Here is an 18,319-nt window from a genome sequence, read left to right on the forward strand (position 1 = left end):
GTGGAGCTCGAGATTGGGGCGCCGCTGCCCGGATTCGAGCCGCGACAGCGTGCTGACCGATATGCCCGTGGCGGCAGCCACGTCGCCGAGCGTCATGTCGCACCGCTGGCGGGCGCTTCGGAGCCGTGGCCCGATGCCGTCGAGCACTGTGTCGTAGTTGGGGATCATTCTCCAAGTTTGCCATATCGGCAACATTGTTTGCCAGTCCTGGCCGGAGTGCCCCACGATTGATCCTGTCGGCGCCACCGCCGCATCAGCGCACAGGAGAGAGCCATGGACCAGCAGAAAGAGCACGACGTCGTCATCATTGGAGGAGGCGCAGCGGGACTCAGCGCCGCGGTAACCCTGGGCAGGGCGCTCCGCTCGGTGCTCGTGATCGATGCGGGGGAACCGCGGAACGCCCCCGCCACGGGGATGCACGGATTCCTCTCCAGGGACGGAGTCGCACCTCAGGACCTGCTGTCGATCGGCAGGGAGGAAGTATCGACCTATGGCGGGATGATCCTGCAGGGAACTGCCACGGCCGCTCGAGTGCAACTCCAGTCCGGCGGACCGGGATTCGAGGTGCTGCTCGAGGACGGCGGCTCCGTTCGGGCACGGCGGCTGCTGCTCACCACGGGACTGGTCGACGAACTGCCGGAGATTCCGGGACTCCGGAACCAGTGGGGCCGCGGCGTAGTGCACTGCCCCTATTGCCACGGGTGGGAAATCCGGAACCGTCCGATCGGCGTGCTTGCCTCGGGGCCCATGGCCATCCATCAGACCCTGCTGTTCCGCCAATGGAGCAATGACATCACCCTGTTCTTCAACGATGCGGTGACTCCCTCGGAGGATGAATGGGAAAAGCTGGCCGCCCGATCCATCCGTGTTGTCGAAGGGGCGGTACGGGAAGTCGAGGGAGATTCCGCCGGCGTCACCGGACTGGTTCTGGAATCGGGCCGGGTCTTCGCCCTGGGAGCACTGGTGGTGGGGCCCCGGATGACCGCCCGGTCGAGCGTCTTCGCGTCCCTGGGGCTGCAGACGGAGGAGCATCCGCTGGGAGTGGGCGCCTACCTCGAGACCGGCCCCCAGGGTGCTACCGCCGTTCCGGGAGTGTGGGCAGCGGGGAATGCCAGCGACCTTTCCGCCCAGGTCATCGCATCAGCCGCTGGAGGTGTTGCGGCCGGTGCGGCCATCAACGCCGATCTGATAGCTGAGGAGACAACCACCGCCGTGCAGGTCCGCAGGAACAGCTTCTCAGCGGCCACCGAGGCACGCATCACCGAGCGGATCCTTGGCAAGAGGCGCCATGGCCTTGAAACTGTACTTACCCCTACCCTGGAGCATCATGCACACTGAGTCCGCCCATGACGAGTCCGAGCACGCCGTCTTCGACCAGGATTTCTGGGACAGGCGGTATGCGGAGCAGCACCGGATCTGGAGCGGAAACCCGAATCCCCAGCTCGTGGCCGAAACCCGTGAGCTGCCTCCGGGCCATGCGCTCGACGTCGGGTGCGGCGAGGGTGCCGACGCACTCTGGCTTGCGGGCCGCGACTGGCGGGTGACCGCCGTCGACATCTCACCCGTCGCCCTTGCCCGTGCGCGGGAGCAGGCGGAGGTGGCCGAGGTGGCACAGGCTATCGAGTGGCTCGCCGAGGACCTGCTGTCCTGGGTGCCTGAACCGCGGGGCTACGACCTGGTGTCGGTACAGTTTATGCAGCTTCCGCAGGCAGCCCGGACTCCCCTGTTCCAGCGCTTGGCGGCGTCGGTGGCGCCCGGCGGCATGCTCCTGATCGTGGGCCACCATCCGTCCGACATGCATACGACGGCGCACCGACCGCCCATCGCCGAGCTGTTCTACACCCCGGAGGAGGTGGCCGGGCTGCTCGATGAAAGCTGGACGATCACCGTCTGCGAGGCACGCCCGCGTCCGACCACGGACCCTGGGGGAAATCCGGTGACCATCCACGATTCGGTGCTGGTGGCCCTCCGAAGCGGATGATCGTGCTGGCATACTGGCGCCATGGAACTTTCGGGGTGGCTCAGTCCGGCTGAATTCTGGGCAATGTATGACGACGGCGAGCAGCAGGTGCGCCTCACCGCTGTCGGCACCGAAGTTTTCGGGCTGGCAGCCTGGCCCGGTGACAAAGCCGTCGGTGAGTGGGACCTCGGGTCCACCCCTCCCTCGGTAGCCGCACTGACCTACGGGTCCGACACCGAACCCCGCACGTGACAGTGCGCACCACCACGCAGGACCCGGTGATCGATGCCGGCCTCCAGCGGATGCGGGGCAGTGTCCACGGCGGCCGCCCCGACATGATGGCCAGGCAGCAGGCGTTGCGGGAGGAGAAGGGCGACGACGTCGTCATCCCGGTCGACGGCCGGCACACCGTTTTCACGGTGTGGCAGGAACGCGACGGCTGGTGGGCAGCGGGTTCCTACGACGGGCACGGTCTGGTCCTCGGGGTCCGGGGGGTGGATCCCGCCTCGATCGAACTGGTGCGGATCCGGAGCCTTGAGCCCTACTTCGCCGGAGGGCGTGCCCACATGAGAGCCCTGCGGGGCGAGACATAGGCGCTTCCTCAGCCCAGAGGCTCTCGGTAGGCTCCACCCATGGAATTTGTCAGCGAGCGCTACCTCAATTTCGCCAGTGTGATCGACGAGCCGACGCGTGAGCAGAACAGGATGACGAGCACCATGCCGTTCATCTACCCCCACTTCGTGTCGATGCCGGACGCCCACCTGGGGAAGGGATGTGCCGTCGGATCGGTCCTGCCGACCCTCGGCGCCATCATTCCGGCGGTCGTCGGCGTTGATATCGGCTGCGGGATGGTCGCCGTCCGCACCGGACACAGCGCACCTGATATCCGGCACCTCGACCGCCGGGCGTTGCGGGAAGCCATCGAACGCGCCGTCCCTCTCTCAGCGGAAAACAACAACCGCAACGTGATGGCAACGGCGGAACCGCGGATCCGGCTCCTGGAGCAGGAGGCCGCCGACGCCGGCTTCAACTACACCGCGAAGGAGACCCACTTCGGCAGGGACGTGTGGCTGTCGCGGAAAGGGGCCATCGCCGCCGATGAAGGCCGCCCCGGCCTGATTCCCGGCTCCATGGGCACCCGGTCCTATGTGGTGACGGGCAAGGGCTTCGCGCCGTCGCTGAACTCGGCTCCGCGCGGGGCTGGCCGGGAGTACTCGCAACGCGGCGCGGAAGCATTTCACCCATGATCAGCTCCGCCAGGCGATGGAGGGCATCGAGTTCCGCGACACCGCTGCGTTCCTCGACGAGATACCCGGTGCCTACAAGGACATCGACGTGGTCATGGAAGACGCGAAGGAGCTGGTGGACATCCGCCACACGCTGCGGCAGATCGTGAACGTGAAGGGCGACTGACCGGCTCCTCACCCGTCAGGCAGGACGAGGGTCAGTTCGGGCCTGGCCCTCGCCAGTTCCATGAGCACCAGGGAGACTGCTGCGCGGTCGACGCCGGCCTCGCCATCAACCCTCCGGTCACGCAGCCGCACCTGGACAGCTCTGGCATGACGGGAAAAGCGCGCCCAGTCCCCGCCGCCTGCCCGGAGCGCACGAAGCGGTGACAGCAGGGCAGCGCGCCTCAGCCAGGCGTCGTCGTCGTCCACCCAGCGATCCAGGACGACGTCGGCGCGCGAGCGGACAGGCGGGTCCAGCCTTTCGATCAGGGGCCCGGCGACGTCGACCGCGAGCGGGTCGACCAGAACCTGCAGCCGTGCCCCGCGGAGGAAACCCTCGATGCGCGTCAGGTCGGAATTCCTCAGCAGGTGGAGATTCGACTGAAGCAGGACGACGGCCGCGAGGCGGCGCTCGAACACCGGGACCGCCCACAGTTCGGAGCTCAACGCGGTGATCTCGTCATGGGTCAGCCCGGGGTAACGGCGCAGGGCATCCCGGACGGTCCCTCGGACCGCACCTACGGACGAGCCGTAGAACTGCAGGCCGCCGGCCAGCCGCACTTCGAACTCAGCCGCCCGCTCCTCCGATCCCTCACGCTGCAGCGCGCCATCCACGAAGCCGGCAGGATCACTCATCCGCCCATTGTCCCGCGTCCCGAGGCGGAGGAACCCGGAACTGAAGAACGGCGGGGCGGACTGTGCCACGATGAGGAAACCGCGTTTCCACCACGCGTAGGGAGGGCCCTATGGATATCGCTGTCATCGCCGGGCTGGCGGTCTTCATCGGCACCGTCCTGCAGCGGATCTCCGGCACGGGTGTCGGGCTGGTCCTCTCCCCTGTCCTCGCCCTGCTCCTCGGCCCGTCCGCCGGGATCCTTGCCACCAACGCCACCACGACGATTTCCGGGTTCCTCATCATGCTCTCGGTGCGGCGGCGCGTCGTCTGGCCACGGGTCGCGGCGATCGTCGCCTCGGCTGCCCTCGGCGTCGTCGTCGGTGCCGCGCTGGTGACTGTCATTCCCGCCGCCTGGTTGCAGATCATCATCGGAACGGTGGTCCTTGCCAGCCTCGCACTGACGGTGAGCGCACCGCGTCTGCCGCACCTTTCCGGAAAAGGCGTGACGCTCGCCGCCGGCGCCCTGGGAGGGTTGCTGAACACGACGGCCGGCGTCGCGGCCCCGGCGATGGTCATCTACGCCCAGCTCACCCGGTGGGAGCAGCGGACGTTCTCCGCATCCCTGCAACCGATCTATATGAGCATGGGGGCGATGTCCGTCATCGCCAAGACGGCCTTCGGCGCCACCGGCTTCGAGACCCTGCCCCCGTGGTGGGTGGTTCCGGCCGTCGTCGGCATTGTTTCAGCCGGGATCCTGGCGGGAACCCTGCTGGAGCGAAAGGTTCCACCGACCGCTGCCCGGACGCTGGCGATTACCCTGGCCGGCCTCGGCGGCGCCGCGGCGATCATCAAGGGCATACTCTCGCTGGTCTAGCTGCACGGTCCAGCCCGGCGCGTTCAATGGACCACCCAGCATCCTAGGGCGGCGCCTCCCAGGACAGGATCGACGCGCCTGCCGCGGCGGCAGGGCCACCGGGGATTACCTTCATCAGTGTGTTACGGACGGCGACGGCGACGTGTCCACTAACGTCGGCTCCCAGCAGTCCGGCGTGCCGGGAACGACGCGCAATCCGTTGCGTCCGGGGGCGGCGCTCGGCGTCGAAATGTCGAAGCGCGGCTGCTAGCGGTGTACCTGCGTTGACCGCCCGGCCGATCAGGAGCCCGATGCAGGCGCCGTCCTCCAGGGATGAGTTGGCACCTTGCCCCATGGTCGGCACCATGGCGTGGGCGGCGTCGCCGATCAGCACTGTGCGTCCATGCACGTAGGACCTGAGGCGCGGCGCGAGTGAGTAGACATCGTGGCGCATGATCCGGCTCGGTGGTGTGGCCTCGATCAGGGCGGGAACCGGTTCCGCCCATCCGCGGAAATGGTCGGAGGCCGCCAGCTTCTCGTCCGGCCACGCAGCATGCTCGGCTGTGGAGGTGTACCCATACCAATAGACCTGGTCGGCGCTGATCCGGACGGCACCGAACTCGGTGCCTGGACCCCAGATCACCGTAAAATCCTCCGACACGAGGAAGGTGTCCGCCACGACGCCGCGCCACGCGGATTTACCGCTGTAGTGCGGAATCGTTGCAGGCGCGAGCTGGTTCCGCACAGTGCTGCGCAGGCCGTCGGCTCCCACCACGAGGTCCGCCTCGTAATTCTTCGTGCCGCCGGCCGAAACGCACTGCACGGAGGCCCGCGCGCCGTCCGGGTCCCCGGGACTGACCGTCACCACCCGCGCACCGGTCACAAGACAGGCGTCACCGGCAGCTTCGCGCAACAAGCGGTGCAGCTGCTGCCGGTGGATACCTTAGACCTCCTGTGGGACCTTCCCTGAGCTGCTCCGTGGAATCCGCATCAGCCAGGTACCTGACTGGTCCATTGTTCCGGCCATGCGCAGCCGGTGGCCGGCGTTGCGCGTTGCAGCATCGAGGCCAAGCGTCGCAAGGGCCGACAACCCGTTGGCCGTGATGCTGATGCCTGCCCCTACTTCGGTGACGGGACCTGCCTGCTCGAGAACGGTCACCGCCCACCCCTGGCGCAGCAGGGCGGCACCGGACGCCAGCCCTGCGATGCCGCCTCCGACGATCACCGCCCTGCGTTCCCGCACGCCCATGCTTCCCTCCGACGATTCAGCTACCTCGGTCCCTTCCACCCCGCTCCAGGAGGGGCAGAGGATCCGGGCCAACTTAACACGTCCGACCGCACTGCGGAAGGTCTGTCCCTGGTGGCCCGTGACCAGCTGAAAGCACAGGTGTCCGGTGTCGCTCACCGACTGAGGATCGTCATCGGTGCAGCGTGCGCTTCCTGACTAGGTGAGTGTCGACGTGTCGATGACGAAGCGGTAGCGGACATCGGAGGCCAGAACGCGTTCGTAGGCGTCGTTGATCCTGCCTGCCGGGATGACTTCGATCTCTGCGCCGAGGTGGTGCTCGGCGCAGAAGTCGAGCATCTCCTGGGTCTCGCGGATACCGCCGATCATGGAGCCGGCGAAGGACCGGCGCCCGGCGATGAGCGCGAACGCGTTCACGGGAAGTGGTTCCGCTGGAGCCCCGACGTTGACAAGGGTTCCGTCGAGGCTCAGCAACTGCAGGTAGGCGCTGATGTCGATCGAGGCGCTGACCGTGTTGATGATCAGATCGAAGGTCCCGGCAAGGGTCTCAAACGTCCCGGGGTCGCTGGTGGCGTAGTAGGAGTCCGCACCCAGGCGCAGCCCGTCTTCCAGCTTCTTCAGGGACTGCGACAGGACGGTGACCTCGGCGCCCATCGCGTGGGCGAGCTTGACGGCCATGTGGCCGAGCCCGCCGAGTCCGACGACCGCGACCTTCGTGCCCGGACCTGCGCCCCAGCGGCGCAGCGGTGAGTAGGTGGTGATACCGGCGCACAGCAGCGGCGCGGCGACGTCGAGTTCGAGCCCGTCCGGAATCCGCACGACGAAGTCTTCGGTCACCACGACGTGGGTGGAGTATCCGCCCTGGGTGATGGTCCCGTCACGGTCGAGGGCTCCGTAAGTGCCGGTGTTCCCCTCGACGCAGTACTGTTCCTCACCGTTGCGGCAGTTGAGGCACTTCCCGCAGGAGTCGACCATGCACCCGACGCCGACGCGGGCACCGACGGAGTACTTCGTGACTGCGGAGCCGACCTCAGCGACGATGCCGGCGATCTCGTGGCCCGGGGCGAGCGGGTAGGACTGCGATCCCCAGTCACCGCGAACGGTGTGGATGTCCGAGTGGCAGATGCCGGCGAACTTGATCTCGATCAGCACATCGTGCGGGCCCACCTCGCGGCGTTCGATGGTAGTGGGAACGAGCTCCTCCGTTGCGGAAGGGGCGGCGTAGGCGTTGACGGTAAGCATAAGTCTCCAATGAGGGTAGAACGGATGAGGGGACAGGTGACAAGTCAACCCTGGTGTCGCGGGACCGGAAAGTCCCTGTCGGTAGGTGTACTGGGAGAACGCCCCTCCTATGGACACCGCAACCTATTCTTGCAGGATGGACAATCGAGCCGAGGTCCGCGAATCCCTCATGACGCGACGGGCCAAGGTCACCCCCGAGGAAAGCGGGCTCCTGCCCGGCCTGAACCGGCGGGTTCCGGGGCTCCGACGCACCGAGGTCGCTCTTCTCGCGGGAGTGAGCGTCGAGTACTACTCCAAACTCGAACGCGGAGCAATATCAGGCGCGTCGTCGTCGGTGCTCGAAGCGATCTCACGGGCATTGCAACTCGATGACACCGAACGGGCACACCTTCTCGATCTGGCGCGCGCCGCTGACGGCATACCGACAGCCGGGCGTCCGCGGCGTCGGATTTCGAAGCAACCGCCCGCACGCCCGAGCCTCCAGTGGGTGCTCGATGCGATCACTGAGGGTATCGCGTTCGTGCGCAACCAGCACCAGGATCTCCTTGCAACGAACGTCCTCGGGAGAGCCTTCTACTCTCCCGTCATCGGCGACGGCTGGCCCACCCCGAACCTCGCCCGATTCCAGTTCCTGGACCCCACCTCCCGGGATTTCTACCCCGATTGGGAAGTCTTCGCCGAGATGTGCGTTGCCGTCATGCGCGCCGAAGCCGGCCGGGACCCCCACGACCGGGCCATGCAGGACCTCGTCGGTGAGCTCTCCACTCGCAGCGAGACCTTCCGGACCCTCTGGGGCGCCCACAACGTACGAACCCATGGCACAGGAACAAAACGCTTCCACCACCCGGTCGTGGGCGAACTCGATCTCGCCTACGAGGAACTCACCCTCACCGCCGAACCCGGCCTGGTTCTCCTGATCTACACCGCAGAACCGGGCTCACCCTCAGCCGAACGTCTCCGACTGCTCGCATCCTGGGGCGCAGACCGGCACGCCGCAGTTCCCGAACGCTGAGCCGAGTCCTCACCGGAGGCCCGCCGGCTCAACGGCGCCGCGACGACGACCTCCAAGCAAGCACTCGGAATTCGGTCTCCGAGGTCAGCGCAGGTAGGACGCTCCGTTCACGTCGATGACTGTGCCGCTGACCCATTCCGGCGCTGTGGTAGCCAGCCACGCGACGGTCGCAGCGACCTCTGCCGGCTCGGCGACGCGGCCGAACGGGCTCTGGGCTCGGACGGCATCCCCGCCTGGTCCATCGAGCACAGTCCGGCCCATCTCGGTGTCGACGAACCCGGGAGCGACCGTGGCCGCGAAGATGCCGGAGGGGGCGAGAGCGACGGCGAGTGACTGTGTCATCGCGTGCAACGCAGCCTTGCTCGCACCGTAGGCCGGGGTGGTCGGCTCACCCCGGTAAGCCCCCCGCGAGCCGACGCTGACCAGCCGGCCCCCGGCGGGACCGCGGACGCGGTGCATGAGGTGGTCGACCATCAACCAGGAGAGGTTCGCGGGCCCCAGCAAGTTGACGTCAAGCGTGTGACGCCACGCATGCTGCCAGCCCGCGTAGGTGGTGCTGTCGACGGGATGTGCCTCGAAGACCCCGGCGTTATTGACCAGGACATCGACATCACCCAGCGTGGAGACAGCCTCGGCGAACACCCTCTCGCACGTTTCGGGGGAACTCAGGTCGCCGATCACCACGGCGTGACCCTCGCCGGGCAGATCCGCCATGACGCGGGACGCCGACGCCGCATCGCGTCCAGCGTGCACCGCGACCCTGTGCCCGTCAGCGGCCAATGCCCGCGCCACAGCGGCACCGATACCGCGGCCCGCCCCAGTTACCAGGATGCATGTGTTCATGCATGGGACATTACCGACCGGGTCTCCGAAATACATTCTCAGCGTCACAAGCCGTGCCCTATAGCACCTGTGCCACGCTTTCAGGAGGGCCACCACAGGCATATTCTTCTTGTGTGGCAGTCCGAGCCGGGAGCACGCTGGGCTTGACGGCACCCTGCCGTCCCTGAGGAGGTCCCATGTTTTTCCATGTCCAGCAATTGATCAATGAGATCGTTCCGGATGAGCCCGATCCCGCGGCGGCGAACGCCCTGCAGGAGGGATTGGGCGGCCAGTTCGGCGAGATGCGCACGATGATGCAATACCTGTTCCAGAGCATGAATTTCCGTGGCGCGGCGGCAAAGCCGTACCGGGATCTGCTGCAGGGCATCGGCACGGAGGAGATCAGCCATGTCGAGCTGATCGGTACCACCATCGCAAGGCTCCTTGACGGCTCGCCCCGCTACCAGGGCAAACCCGAAGACCCATTGGACACTCCCGGAGCCGGGGGCTCCATTCCGCTGAACCTCGCCCTCTCGGAGGGCAATATCCACCACTACCTGGTCGGCGCGCAGGGAGCCATGCCGGTGGACGCCGCCGGAAACCCCTGGAGCGGAAGCTACGTCTACAACTCGGGCAACCTGCCCCTGGACCTGCTGTACAACCTGATGCTCGAGGCTACAGGCCGGCTGCAGAAATGCCGCATCTACGAAATGACGGACAACAAGACAGCGCGGTCCACCGTCGCCTACCTCATCGTTCGCGACCAGGCACACGAGAACGGTTACGCCAAAGCACTCGAAACACTCGGGGTGAACTGGAAGGCACTCCTTCCCATTCCCAAGACCAGTGCTGAAAAATTCCCTGAGGTGAAGAAGCTCCTCGACCTGGGCCTTCACAGCAAGCAGTACACCTTCGACCTGGGGAACCAGTCCGAAGCCGGAAAAATCTACCAGGGCCTTTCCCCTTCCAGGGACGGTTCCAATCTGAACCTCAGCGAGCAAGCTCCCGAAGGCGTGCCGTCGGTCATCGCGCCGGAACGCTACGAGGAATTTGCTCCCGGGCTGGACCCCGAGCTCCTCGAGCTCATCCAGGCCACGTCCGACATGGAGATGGCGGATATCGACAACATGTTCGGTCCCGTCGGCAAGAGCTGAGGAACCACGCAGGTGATGGACGGGAACCGGGCAGGGCGTGCCCGTCGGGGTGCCCTGCCCGGTTCCCGTCCATCGCTCGCGCAGCTACGCCTGCGAACACCGCCGACCACACCGCGCGCTGAGGTTCGCCCGGGTCAGACGTAGAGAGGCAACGATCGTCTGGACTCATCCCCCGGGGGACCCGCCTTGAGGCTGGGCCGGACGGAACGGAATTCTTCGACGCTCCCCGGGCTTGCCGCAGTCAGGGCAGCCAGTGAGTTGCCATCAGGAACCGTATGGTGAGGAGAGCGATGATGACCCTGGTTGACTCGACGGCGGGGCCCGACGGCTCGAGAAAAAACACGGCGCTGGTAGTCGGTGCGTCCGGCATCGCGGGATCGGCCCTGGTGGACAAGCTCACCGCGGTCCGTCGCAGCGGCTCTGGCCCCGGAACATCCCACCCACGTGTTCTTCACGGCCTGGGCGCGCCAGGACTCCGAGGAGGAGAACATCCGGGTCAATGCGGGCATGCTGCGGAACCTCCTGGCGGCGCTTGCGGACAAACACGTGGCGCATGTAGCCCTCATGACCGGCCTGAAGCACTACCTCGGCCCCTTTGAGTCCTACGCGGCCGGAGAGATGGCGGACACTCCGTTCCATGAAGAGGAACCCCGCCTGCCCGTGAGGAACATGTATTACGCCCAGGAGGACGAGCTGTGGTCCGGGGCCGCCACCCAGGGCTTCACCTGGTCCGCGCACCGCGCCCACACCGTTATCGGACATGCAGTCGGCAACGCCATGAATATGGGCCTGACGATCGCTGTTCAGGCCACCCTCTGCAAGGAGACGGGACAACCGTTCACCTTCCCCGGATCCGAAACGCAATGGAACGGCCTGACGGACATGACCGACGCCGGCCTTCTCGCCGATCACATGGTGTGGGCTTCAACAACTCCTGCCTACGCGGACGAGGCTTTCAACGTCGTCAACGGCGACGTCTTCCGCTGGCGGTGGATGTGGCCGCGCCTCGCCGCTTATTCCGGCGTCGAGCCCGAAGGTTATCAGGACGAGCCACGGCCGCTCGAGGTTCAGATGGCCGGCACGGAAGAGCTGTGGCAGCGCATAGCCGACACCGAGGGGCTTGCCGAGTCCCGGCTGGACCGTGTGGCGTCCTGGTGGCACACCGACGGTGATCTTGGCCGGAATATCGAGGTGGTCACGGATATGAGCAAGAGCCGGATCGCCGGGTTCACCGAATACCGGAGAACCCTCGACGCATTCACCGACCTCTTCGACCGCTACCGGGCGGACAACCTCATCCCCTGAGCCGGCTCCTGCCAGGAGCAGACAGCTTCTGGCGGGAGGAACCGGCCAGCGGCGCGGCGTCTGCGGCGTGCCTGAATGCTATCCGCCGAGACTCCCGACTTGTGTTAGGCAGACCTAACAAGACAGCTTTCAGTGGCGCGCAGAATTAGAAAACACTTCTATGATCTATTGGCCGGCGCGCCTGCCATCGCGAGATGGCCCCACTACCTGGAGCAACGTTATGAAGCCCCCCTCGAAGTCCGGCCTGATGGCCGGCGCCGCCGCTCTCTCATTGCTCACCCTCAGCGCCTGCGCACAGGAGGCGGAAGCGGAAACCGCGTCCAGCCCTGCATCGATGACGGTGGAGCACGCGCAGGGAACCACCGAGATCCCCGCAGATCCGGATACCGTCTTCACCTTCGACCTTGGCGTACTCGATACCCTCGACGCCCTCGACGTCCCGGTTGCCGGCGTCCCCCAAGCCAGCCTGCCTGAATCGCTCTCCCAGTACGGATCCGAGAACGTCGCCAACATCGGCACGCTGCAGGAACCCGACTTCGAAGCCACCAGCGCCGGGGACCCTGACCTGATCATCATTTCCGGCCGCACTGCTGATTACTACGAGGAGTTCAGCGAAATCGCCCCGACCATCGACCTCAGTGTCGTTGCGGCAGAGCCGATGCCTTCCTTCAGGGAAGTCACCACCACGCTCGGCACCATCTTCGGCAAGGAGGGCGCCGTCGAGGAAAAGCTGACTGCCCTTGATGCCCGCATCGAGGAAACCAGCGCTGCCGCCGCCGACGCCGGGACAGGCCTGATCGTCATGACCAGCGGCGGCGAAATGACCGCCTACGGTGCCGGCTCGCGGTTCGGCATGATCCACGACGCCCTCGGTGTCCCGACCGCAGCCGACGTGGCATCGGACGGCCGGCACAGGGAATCCATCTCCTTCGAGTTCATCGCCGAGACGAATCCGGACCACCTCTTCGTCATCGACCGTGACGTCGCCATCGGCGAGGCCGGGGATGCCGCATCCGCCGTCCTCGACAATGACCTCGTCAACGGCACCAAGGCTGCGATGAACGGTGCCATCACCATGCTCGACCCCACGGCCTGGTACATCGTCGGATACGGCCTGAACAATGTGGACGCGATGGTCTCCGCCATCCAGGACGCAACAGCCTAGGATTCCCCAGCCCCGGGGTCCAGCGCCTGTCGCCGGACCCCGGGGGAACGGATCGGAATAGACCACCACCGCCATGCCCACCGAAAGTCCGGCCACAGGTTCCCCTGCCGCCGTCGTTCCCGCAGAACGACGGCGGTTCCCCCGCGCCGCCGGCCTCACCGCAGCCGCGACGGGAGTCCTCTGCCTCGCCGTCGTGAGCATGTTCATCGGCGTCAGCGACGTCTCGTTGAGCACGCTGCTGGCCGGTGACTCCGCGGCCTGGGACGTCTTCTGGATCAGCCGGGTGCCCCGCACGCTCAGCGTGGTCCTGACGGGCATGGCGCTCAGCATCGCCGGACTCATCCTGCAGCTCATGGTCCGCAACAAATTCGTCGAACCCTCGACCGTGGGGACGGTGGAGTCGGCGTCGCTGGGCATCCTGGTGGTGACGATCTTCCTGCCAGCCGCCTCGCTCTTCACGAAAATGTCGACCGCGGTCGTCTTCGCGGCCGCGGGAACAGCGCTCTTCCTTCGCGTCCTGCTACTCCGACGACATCATCGCCATGTGCGACGGACGGATCATCCACCAGGGACCTCCGGCACTGATCATGCAGCCGGAGGTCCTGCGCGACATCTACGACATCGACATCCGGATCGAGGAGATCGACGGTAACCGGATCGGCGTGTACTTCGCCTGACCCCCATCCCGCCTTTGATGGTGTCGGGAGTGCCATGTATCCAAGCGGCTTTCAGCGTCTACCTCCCTTGAGATACGCCACCCTTGACGTGACACCACGCTGACGCCACAATGGTGTCATGGATCTCCAGAGCTACGTGAACGACCTCCACCACCAGTTGGGAATTGCGGCCGATGCGGGCGGGGAGGAGACTCGCGAGCTGGCCGACCGACTCACCGCACCATTGGAAAGCGCAACGCGTCTCATGTTGTTGGAAGCACTCACGGCGGCGGCGAGCGAAATCACCCGGGAACTCGCACCGGGTTCAGTGGATGTCCGCCTTCGCGGACGGAATCCCGAGTTCGTGGTGACGCCACCCGCGACCAGCGCGGACCTTGATGATGCAGCCGATGACCGGATTCCGGATCGCCCTCCCAGAAGTGCGCCGATCGACCCCGAGGAGAGTGGAACGTCGCGGTTCACGCTGCGTCTGCCGGATCACCTCAAATCACGGGTCGAGGAAGCGTCCGCCCGCGAGAGGCTCTCGGTCAATTCGTGGCTTGTCCGATCCATCACTGCGTCCCTCGACCAGGCCGACACCGGCCCGCGGGCAGGAGGGCGGAAGCCATCCACCGGACGCCGCTACAGCGGGTGGGTGCAGTAGCCCGCCCACCCGCCACTCCCTGTTCCCATGCACCTACTGAGTTCCCCGAAGGAAGCCCTCCATGTCGATCTTCGAAACGCCAGGCCCGATCTCCCTCGCCGTCGAACTCAACCTCGGCGACGTCCGCATCACCGCGAGCGACCGCACCGACACTGCCGTCGACGTGCGTCCGAGCAACGAATCCAAAGGTTCCGATGTGCGGGCAGCGGAACAGACGCGCGTCGAATACTTCAACGGCACCCTGCTCATCAAGGGGCCCAAGGAATGGAAACGATACGCAATACTGAGCGGCAACGGCTCCATCGACGTCGATGTCCGCCTTCCCTCGCACTCCGACGTTCGCGGCGATGCCGGGATGGGAACCTTCCAGTGCGACGGAGAACTCGGACGATGCGATCTTCGAACCGGTATGGGCACAGTGCGGCTCGATCGGACCGCTTCCATGAAAGCCGAGTCCGGCTACGGCGACATCATCGTGGACCGGGCAGCCGGCAATCTCGAAGCCAAGACAGGATCAGGTGATATCACGATCCGCGGGATCGACGGCTCGGCACACATCAAGAACTCGGACGGAGATATCGACATCGATGAGATTGCCGGTGATCTCCACGTCAAGGCCGCGAACGGCGATATCTCCATCGGACGGGCGCAAGCCTCCATCTCTGCAAAGTCCGCCAACGGCAACGTCCGGGTCGAAGAGATAACGCGCGGCTCGGTGGTCCTTGAGACGGCAGCCGGCAATGTTGCCGTCGGCATCGCCGAAGGCACCACGGCCTGGCTGGACGCGAGCACACAATACGGGCACGTCCGTAACTCGCTGAGCCCGAGCAGCGGCCCGGATGGAGGCGGGGAAACCGCCGAGATTCGTGCCCGCACCTCGTACGGTGACATCGAGGCCCACCGCTCGGTTCGGACGAGGCTCGAAACGGAAAGTCGTAGCCGCCCAGCCGACCCGCAGAATTGAACGGGTGCGGAGGCGTACAAAGCAAAAACCTCCGGAAGCAGAATGCTGCCCAACCGCCGCCGCGAAGGCAAGGACGATGATCTTGACGCGATCACCGCAGCCCGCGCCGCAGCGACTTGGAACTGCTACGACGATGAGGGCGAGCGGCGGGCTGCTGACCCGGACTTTGGTTAAGCCAGCCTCGCAGACTCCGAAGCTGAGTCAGGGCGCACGACGGTCGCAGGAAGGGCGTCTCCATGCCTCCTTTGTACTCTTCGCCATCGTACGCGAGTGCGCTGGAAAGCCGAGTGCCGGGACCTCATCCTTCCGGATGAGGTCCCGGCACGTGGCGTCCGATGCCGGCCGCGACCTACTTCTTCAGCGTGAGCACCAGTTTGGGTGCGGCGGTGCTGCCGGCCTCCTTGGAATTGAGGTCCAGGCCGTCGCTGCTGCTGGAGTCGATGCCGAGTGAGAGCTGTTGGCCGAGCTCACCGGTCAGGCCGCTGATTGTCAGGGGAACGCTGTAGTTGGTGTTGGTCGCTGTCGGGCCGAGCGTGCCGACGCTGGTGCTAAGCGCCGGCTTGTTGTCGTAGGTGATGGCGGGCTCGGTCCAGCTGTCAACGGCGACCAGCTTGACGTTCTGCATACCCGTCGACCCGCTCCCGGCACTACGCAGCTGCAGCGTCGCACTCTCCAGCGTCCTACCCGCATACGCGGAAAGGTTGAACTTCAGGTACGTGACCTCCAGTGGGCTGCTGTCCACACCCAACATGGTGCTCGTGCCATAGTTCGTCGTCGTCGCCCCACTCGACACATAGCTGTCAGCGGTGGCCGGAATCGTGACGGTCTCCGAAGTGCCGCCCGCGGCAGCCGCTGTGGTGAAGGTCCAGGTCCTGTCCGACGCCAATGGATTACCGGCGACGTCCTTCACTCCACCGGAGCCGCCCTTGATCGTTGCCGTGTACGTCGTACCCGGTGCCAGATCCGCACCCGGGTTCAGCGTCGCAACATTGCCCGTGCTGCTGTACATCACAGCAGCCGGAACCGCCGTCGTCCCCGCCTTCAACGTGAACGTGCTCGAGGTGACCGTCGCCGCATTCATCGGCTCCGAGAACGTCCCCGTCACATTTGCCGTCACCGCCACGCCGGTCACACCAGCAGCCGGAGACGTCGCCGTCACCGTCGGAGCCGTCGTATCGCCACCACCACCGCCACTACCAACGCTGGGGTCGTAATAGTGCCAGTACCGGCTTGTGGCGTTGACATCGGCGAGCACCAGCAGACCGCTGCTGGCCGTCCCTCGCGCCGCACTGTTGAGGTTCTGCTTCGTCGACGTCACGTTGTGGACATACTGGTCGGCGTCCACGATGCGAGCCGTCTTCGTGGTGGTGAAGCTGATGTTGCTCAGCGGTGAGGACTTCTCGTAGATCGCGCCCCCCGAGCTGGTGCAGACACCAGCGTTCGTCGTGCCGCTCGACTTCGGATAGGTAGCAAAGGTACGCAACCTTTGCGTGCTCTCATCGATCAGGACGATCACCCGGTTCGGGCACTCCGCCACGGTCGCGATCGTGTGCACCGACCACGTCGTGCCGCTCAGTTTCAGCAGCTGTATCAGCGGCTGGGACGAGGACGTGAACGATGTCTTGATTGCGGCGAAAACCAGACCATTCGAGGCGGAGTCCAGCCACTTCAGGTTCATATGGTCATCACCGCTGCGCTGGCCCGAAACCGCCGTCACCGGAGCTGTCCAGGCGGTGTCGGATGCTCCATCGACGTGGTAGCTCCAATACATGCCGTCAGTGGCATCGCCGACCTGCCGGCTCCACATCACGCCCATTTTGTTCCCGTCGAACGCGATCACCGCCGACGTGTCGTCCACGGACACGTTGCTCGATGACGCAGGATGCGGGAACGGCGTCCCCCACGTCCTGCCATCCGTGCCAGTGACGTTCAGGTAGATCCGGTTCCCCTGCTGCCAGGTGGCCCACACCCGACCCGTCGAGTCCTTGTCGATGGTCAGGGCCTCGACGCGCTGGTTGTTGATCTGTGTAGAGCTCAGCAGCGTGTACGTCTTCGTGCTCGAGTTGTAGCTGTAGCTCCGCATCGTCGTCGGGAAGTTCGGCTCAGCCGGCAGTCCGTCATTAACGAACCGATAGCTCGCCACATACAACGTCTTGGCCTTGTCGTCCCACAAGACGTCATGATGCGTGTTTGCCCGCGTGTCGGTCGCTACACGGGTATCGACCCACGAGCTCGTCGGGCCATTGAACCGGAAGATATGAAAATCCGAGCTAGCAGTGTCCCACAGGTTCCCCCACCAGATCCCGTCGTTGAACCACAACCCACTCGTCGCCCGCTTCGAACCCGTCGGCGTCCCAGTCCCCGAATGCGACGGACCCTCAACCCCAACATCTCCCGGATCAGCCGACGCCACAACCGGCCCCACTAGACCACCCGGCACCAACAGCAGCGCTGCCAGCACTGCTGCCAGTAGTGCATGGAGCCGAAGATTCCGCGATCTGTGTGGACGAAGACCAGCCGACCGGCCGCCTCCCCGCCTCAAGCCAAGCCAGGAAGTCCTGCTACCTCCACAAAGCACGCCGTTGTGAGAAGATCCATGATCGAGCATTGTTGCTCCCCGGAATTGAACGTTGACCGTCGATTCCCCAGTGCGTACAGTCTCAATTGTTCAAGCATCGAAAGCAACCCCCAATTGTGATGACCCTGGACTCGGCCGTGGCGGAGACTGCCGTCCGTCGCCCCGGTGTTGCGATGCTGCGGTCGCCGAGCCCGCATACCGACAGCACCCAGGTGCGCGAAGACGAGGACGATGCCCAGGTGTGGTACCCGATGCGGGCCGCAGGCAGTGTTTGACCCCCCACGCGCCGCCGCAGAGGAGAGGAAGAGGACAGCGCCGAAGCCGTGGCGAATCATCGCGGTGACCGGGGCGGCCGGCATGACACTTGAAATAAAAGCAGGTCAGGGGAAGTATGCCCCTGACCTGCTTTTGGTAGCGGTGCCGGGACTCGATCCCGGGACCTCACGATTATGAGTCGTGCGCTCTAACCAGCTGAGCTACACCGCCATAAATGAGCGTGCCCGCAACCACATTTTATCGTGTGCGGGCCCCTCATTCGAGAGCCCCCCACCGGAATCGATCCGGTGACCTCGTTCTTACCAAGAACGCGCTCTACCACTGAGCTAGGGGGGCAACAGCAAGAAACTTTACCAGT

At 65.4% G+C, this 18,319-nt stretch carries 16 protein-coding genes, 2 tRNA genes and 3 pseudogenes; 13 read left to right on the forward strand and 8 right to left on the reverse strand.

All coding sequences use genetic code 11. The features are described from left to right. The coding region (locus Y704_RS23170) for a helix-turn-helix domain-containing protein (protein WP_343212802.1) at positions 1–195 on the reverse strand (195 nt) is incomplete at its 3' end. Between the two features lie 78 nt (positions 196–273). Here Y704_RS23170 and Y704_RS18565 point away from each other — a divergent pair. From Y704_RS18565 to Y704_RS18570, 5 genes and pseudogenes are all read left to right on the forward strand, one after another. After that, entirely contained in the window at positions 274–1,338 is a 1,065-nt protein-coding gene (locus tag Y704_RS18565) for an NAD(P)/FAD-dependent oxidoreductase (protein ID WP_051476625.1), read from the forward strand. After that, positions 1,328–1,981: an SAM-dependent methyltransferase gene (locus Y704_RS0102740; RefSeq protein WP_026548967.1), complete on the forward strand. Its 654-nt coding sequence runs from the start codon at positions 1,328–1,330 to the stop codon at positions 1,979–1,981. The genes Y704_RS18565 and Y704_RS0102740 overlap by 11 nt, the downstream gene beginning before the upstream one ends. 21 nt (positions 1,982–2,002) lie before the next feature. Further along, positions 2,003–2,212, forward strand: coding sequence for a hypothetical protein (locus Y704_RS0102745; RefSeq protein WP_026548968.1), 210 nt, complete (start codon positions 2,003–2,005; stop codon positions 2,210–2,212). Beyond that, complete coding sequence (locus Y704_RS0102750; RefSeq protein ID WP_026548969.1) at positions 2,209–2,553, forward strand: hypothetical protein; 345 nt, start codon at positions 2,209–2,211, stop codon at positions 2,551–2,553. The genes Y704_RS0102745 and Y704_RS0102750 overlap by 4 nt, the downstream gene beginning before the upstream one ends. Positions 2,554–2,592: 39 nt before the next feature. Next, positions 2,593–3,373 (forward strand): annotated as a pseudogene (locus tag Y704_RS18570) (RtcB family protein). An 8-nt stretch (positions 3,374–3,381) separates the two neighbouring features. On the opposite strand, the gene Y704_RS0102760 reads toward Y704_RS18570, so the two are convergent. Further along, positions 3,382–4,044 (reverse strand): DNA alkylation repair protein, encoded by a 663-nt coding sequence (locus Y704_RS0102760; RefSeq protein WP_026548970.1) that lies wholly within the window; start codon positions 4,042–4,044, stop codon positions 3,382–3,384. A 110-nt stretch (positions 4,045–4,154) separates the two neighbouring features. Between Y704_RS0102760 and Y704_RS0102765 the strand changes: the two genes are divergently transcribed. Continuing rightward, positions 4,155–4,898 (forward strand): TSUP family transporter, encoded by a 744-nt coding sequence (locus Y704_RS0102765; RefSeq protein ID WP_026548971.1) that lies wholly within the window; start codon positions 4,155–4,157, stop codon positions 4,896–4,898. A gap of 43 nt (positions 4,899–4,941) precedes the next feature. Here Y704_RS0102765 and Y704_RS18575 read toward each other — a convergent pair. Together Y704_RS18575 and Y704_RS0102775 are read right to left on the reverse strand one after the other, a co-directional pair. Then, positions 4,942–6,126: pseudogene (locus Y704_RS18575) on the reverse strand (FAD-dependent monooxygenase). A gap of 195 nt (positions 6,127–6,321) precedes the next feature. Beyond that, positions 6,322–7,365 (reverse strand): NAD(P)-dependent alcohol dehydrogenase, encoded by a 1,044-nt coding sequence (locus tag Y704_RS0102775; RefSeq protein ID WP_026548972.1) that lies wholly within the window; start codon positions 7,363–7,365, stop codon positions 6,322–6,324. A 136-nt stretch (positions 7,366–7,501) separates the two neighbouring features. Here Y704_RS0102775 and Y704_RS0102780 point away from each other — a divergent pair, with 136 nt between their 5' ends. Beyond that, positions 7,502–8,377, forward strand: coding sequence for a helix-turn-helix domain-containing protein (locus tag Y704_RS0102780; protein ID WP_026548973.1), 876 nt, complete (start codon positions 7,502–7,504; stop codon positions 8,375–8,377). Between the two features lie 84 nt (positions 8,378–8,461). On the opposite strand, the gene Y704_RS0102785 is transcribed toward Y704_RS0102780, so the two are convergent. After that, on the reverse strand, positions 8,462–9,220 hold the full coding sequence (locus tag Y704_RS0102785; protein WP_035771401.1) for an SDR family NAD(P)-dependent oxidoreductase: 759 nt from the start codon (positions 9,218–9,220) through the stop codon (positions 8,462–8,464). A 176-nt stretch (positions 9,221–9,396) separates the two neighbouring features. Here Y704_RS0102785 and Y704_RS0102790 point away from each other — a divergent pair, with 176 nt between their 5' ends. The 6 genes and pseudogenes from Y704_RS0102790 (at position 9,397) to Y704_RS18590 (ending at position 15,107) form a co-directional block, all read left to right on the forward strand. Then, positions 9,397–10,353, forward strand: a complete 957-nt coding sequence (locus Y704_RS0102790; RefSeq protein ID WP_026548975.1) for a manganese catalase family protein — start codon at positions 9,397–9,399, stop codon at positions 10,351–10,353. A 293-nt stretch (positions 10,354–10,646) separates the two neighbouring features. Then, positions 10,647–11,658, forward strand: a pseudogene (locus Y704_RS18580) (SDR family oxidoreductase). A 220-nt stretch (positions 11,659–11,878) separates the two neighbouring features. After that, on the forward strand, positions 11,879–12,823 hold the full coding sequence (locus tag Y704_RS0102800; RefSeq protein ID WP_026548976.1) for a siderophore ABC transporter substrate-binding protein: 945 nt from the start codon (positions 11,879–11,881) through the stop codon (positions 12,821–12,823). Between the two features lie 73 nt (positions 12,824–12,896). Beyond that, positions 12,897–13,475 (forward strand): iron chelate uptake ABC transporter family permease subunit, encoded by a 579-nt coding sequence (locus Y704_RS22585; protein ID WP_051476629.1) that lies wholly within the window; start codon positions 12,897–12,899, stop codon positions 13,473–13,475. 143 nt (positions 13,476–13,618) lie between these two features. Next, complete coding sequence (locus Y704_RS0102810) at positions 13,619–14,143, forward strand: hypothetical protein (protein WP_026548977.1); 525 nt, start codon at positions 13,619–13,621, stop codon at positions 14,141–14,143. 61 nt (positions 14,144–14,204) lie between these two features. After that, positions 14,205–15,107 carry a DUF4097 family beta strand repeat-containing protein gene (locus Y704_RS18590; RefSeq protein WP_051476630.1) on the forward strand — a complete coding sequence of 301 codons (903 nt, stop codon included), beginning with the start codon at positions 14,205–14,207 and terminating at the stop codon, positions 15,105–15,107. 349 nt (positions 15,108–15,456) lie between these two features. Here Y704_RS18590 and Y704_RS18595 read toward each other — a convergent pair whose 3' ends face one another. From Y704_RS18595 to Y704_RS0102840, 3 genes are all read right to left on the reverse strand, one after another. Beyond that, positions 15,457–17,280 (reverse strand): CBM96 family carbohydrate-binding protein, encoded by a 1,824-nt coding sequence (locus Y704_RS18595; protein WP_253904213.1) that lies wholly within the window; start codon positions 17,278–17,280, stop codon positions 15,457–15,459. An 814-nt stretch (positions 17,281–18,094) separates the two neighbouring features. Continuing rightward, positions 18,095–18,171: transfer RNA gene (locus tag Y704_RS0102835), tRNA-Met, on the reverse strand. A gap of 54 nt (positions 18,172–18,225) precedes the next feature. Beyond that, positions 18,226–18,297 (reverse strand) — tRNA-Thr (locus tag Y704_RS0102840). Positions 18,298–18,319: the final 22 nt, after the last annotated feature.

The sequence above is a fragment of the Arthrobacter sp. Br18 genome (assembly GCF_000520555.1).
In the GTDB taxonomy this organism is placed as follows: domain Bacteria; phylum Actinomycetota; class Actinomycetes; order Actinomycetales; family Micrococcaceae; genus Arthrobacter_D.

Excerpts from the sequence above, each read along its gene's own strand:
- Y704_RS18565 (WP_051476625.1), top strand. The coding sequence starts at position 274 with ATGGACCAGCAGAAAGAGCACGACGTCGTCATCATTGGAGGAGGCGCA.
- Y704_RS0102740 (WP_026548967.1), top strand. The coding sequence starts at position 1,328 with ATGCACACTGAGTCCGCCCATGACGAGTCCGAGCACGCCGTCTTCGAC.
- Y704_RS0102745 (WP_026548968.1), top strand. The coding sequence starts at position 2,003 with ATGGAACTTTCGGGGTGGCTCAGTCCGGCTGAATTCTGGGCAATGTAT.
- Y704_RS0102760 (WP_026548970.1), bottom strand. The coding sequence starts at position 4,044 with ATGAGTGATCCTGCCGGCTTCGTGGATGGCGCGCTGCAGCGTGAGGGA.
- Y704_RS0102765 (WP_026548971.1), top strand. The coding sequence starts at position 4,155 with ATGGATATCGCTGTCATCGCCGGGCTGGCGGTCTTCATCGGCACCGTC.
- Y704_RS0102775 (WP_026548972.1), bottom strand. The coding sequence starts at position 7,365 with ATGCTTACCGTCAACGCCTACGCCGCCCCTTCCGCAACGGAGGAGCTC.
- Y704_RS0102780 (WP_026548973.1), top strand. The coding sequence starts at position 7,502 with ATGGACAATCGAGCCGAGGTCCGCGAATCCCTCATGACGCGACGGGCC.
- Y704_RS0102785 (WP_035771401.1), bottom strand. The coding sequence starts at position 9,220 with ATGAACACATGCATCCTGGTAACTGGGGCGGGCCGCGGTATCGGTGCC.
- Y704_RS0102790 (WP_026548975.1), top strand. The coding sequence starts at position 9,397 with ATGTTTTTCCATGTCCAGCAATTGATCAATGAGATCGTTCCGGATGAG.
- Y704_RS0102800 (WP_026548976.1), top strand. The coding sequence starts at position 11,879 with ATGAAGCCCCCCTCGAAGTCCGGCCTGATGGCCGGCGCCGCCGCTCTC.
- Y704_RS22585 (WP_051476629.1), top strand. The coding sequence starts at position 12,897 with ATGCCCACCGAAAGTCCGGCCACAGGTTCCCCTGCCGCCGTCGTTCCC.
- Y704_RS0102810 (WP_026548977.1), top strand. The coding sequence starts at position 13,619 with ATGGATCTCCAGAGCTACGTGAACGACCTCCACCACCAGTTGGGAATT.
- Y704_RS18590 (WP_051476630.1), top strand. The coding sequence starts at position 14,205 with ATGTCGATCTTCGAAACGCCAGGCCCGATCTCCCTCGCCGTCGAACTC.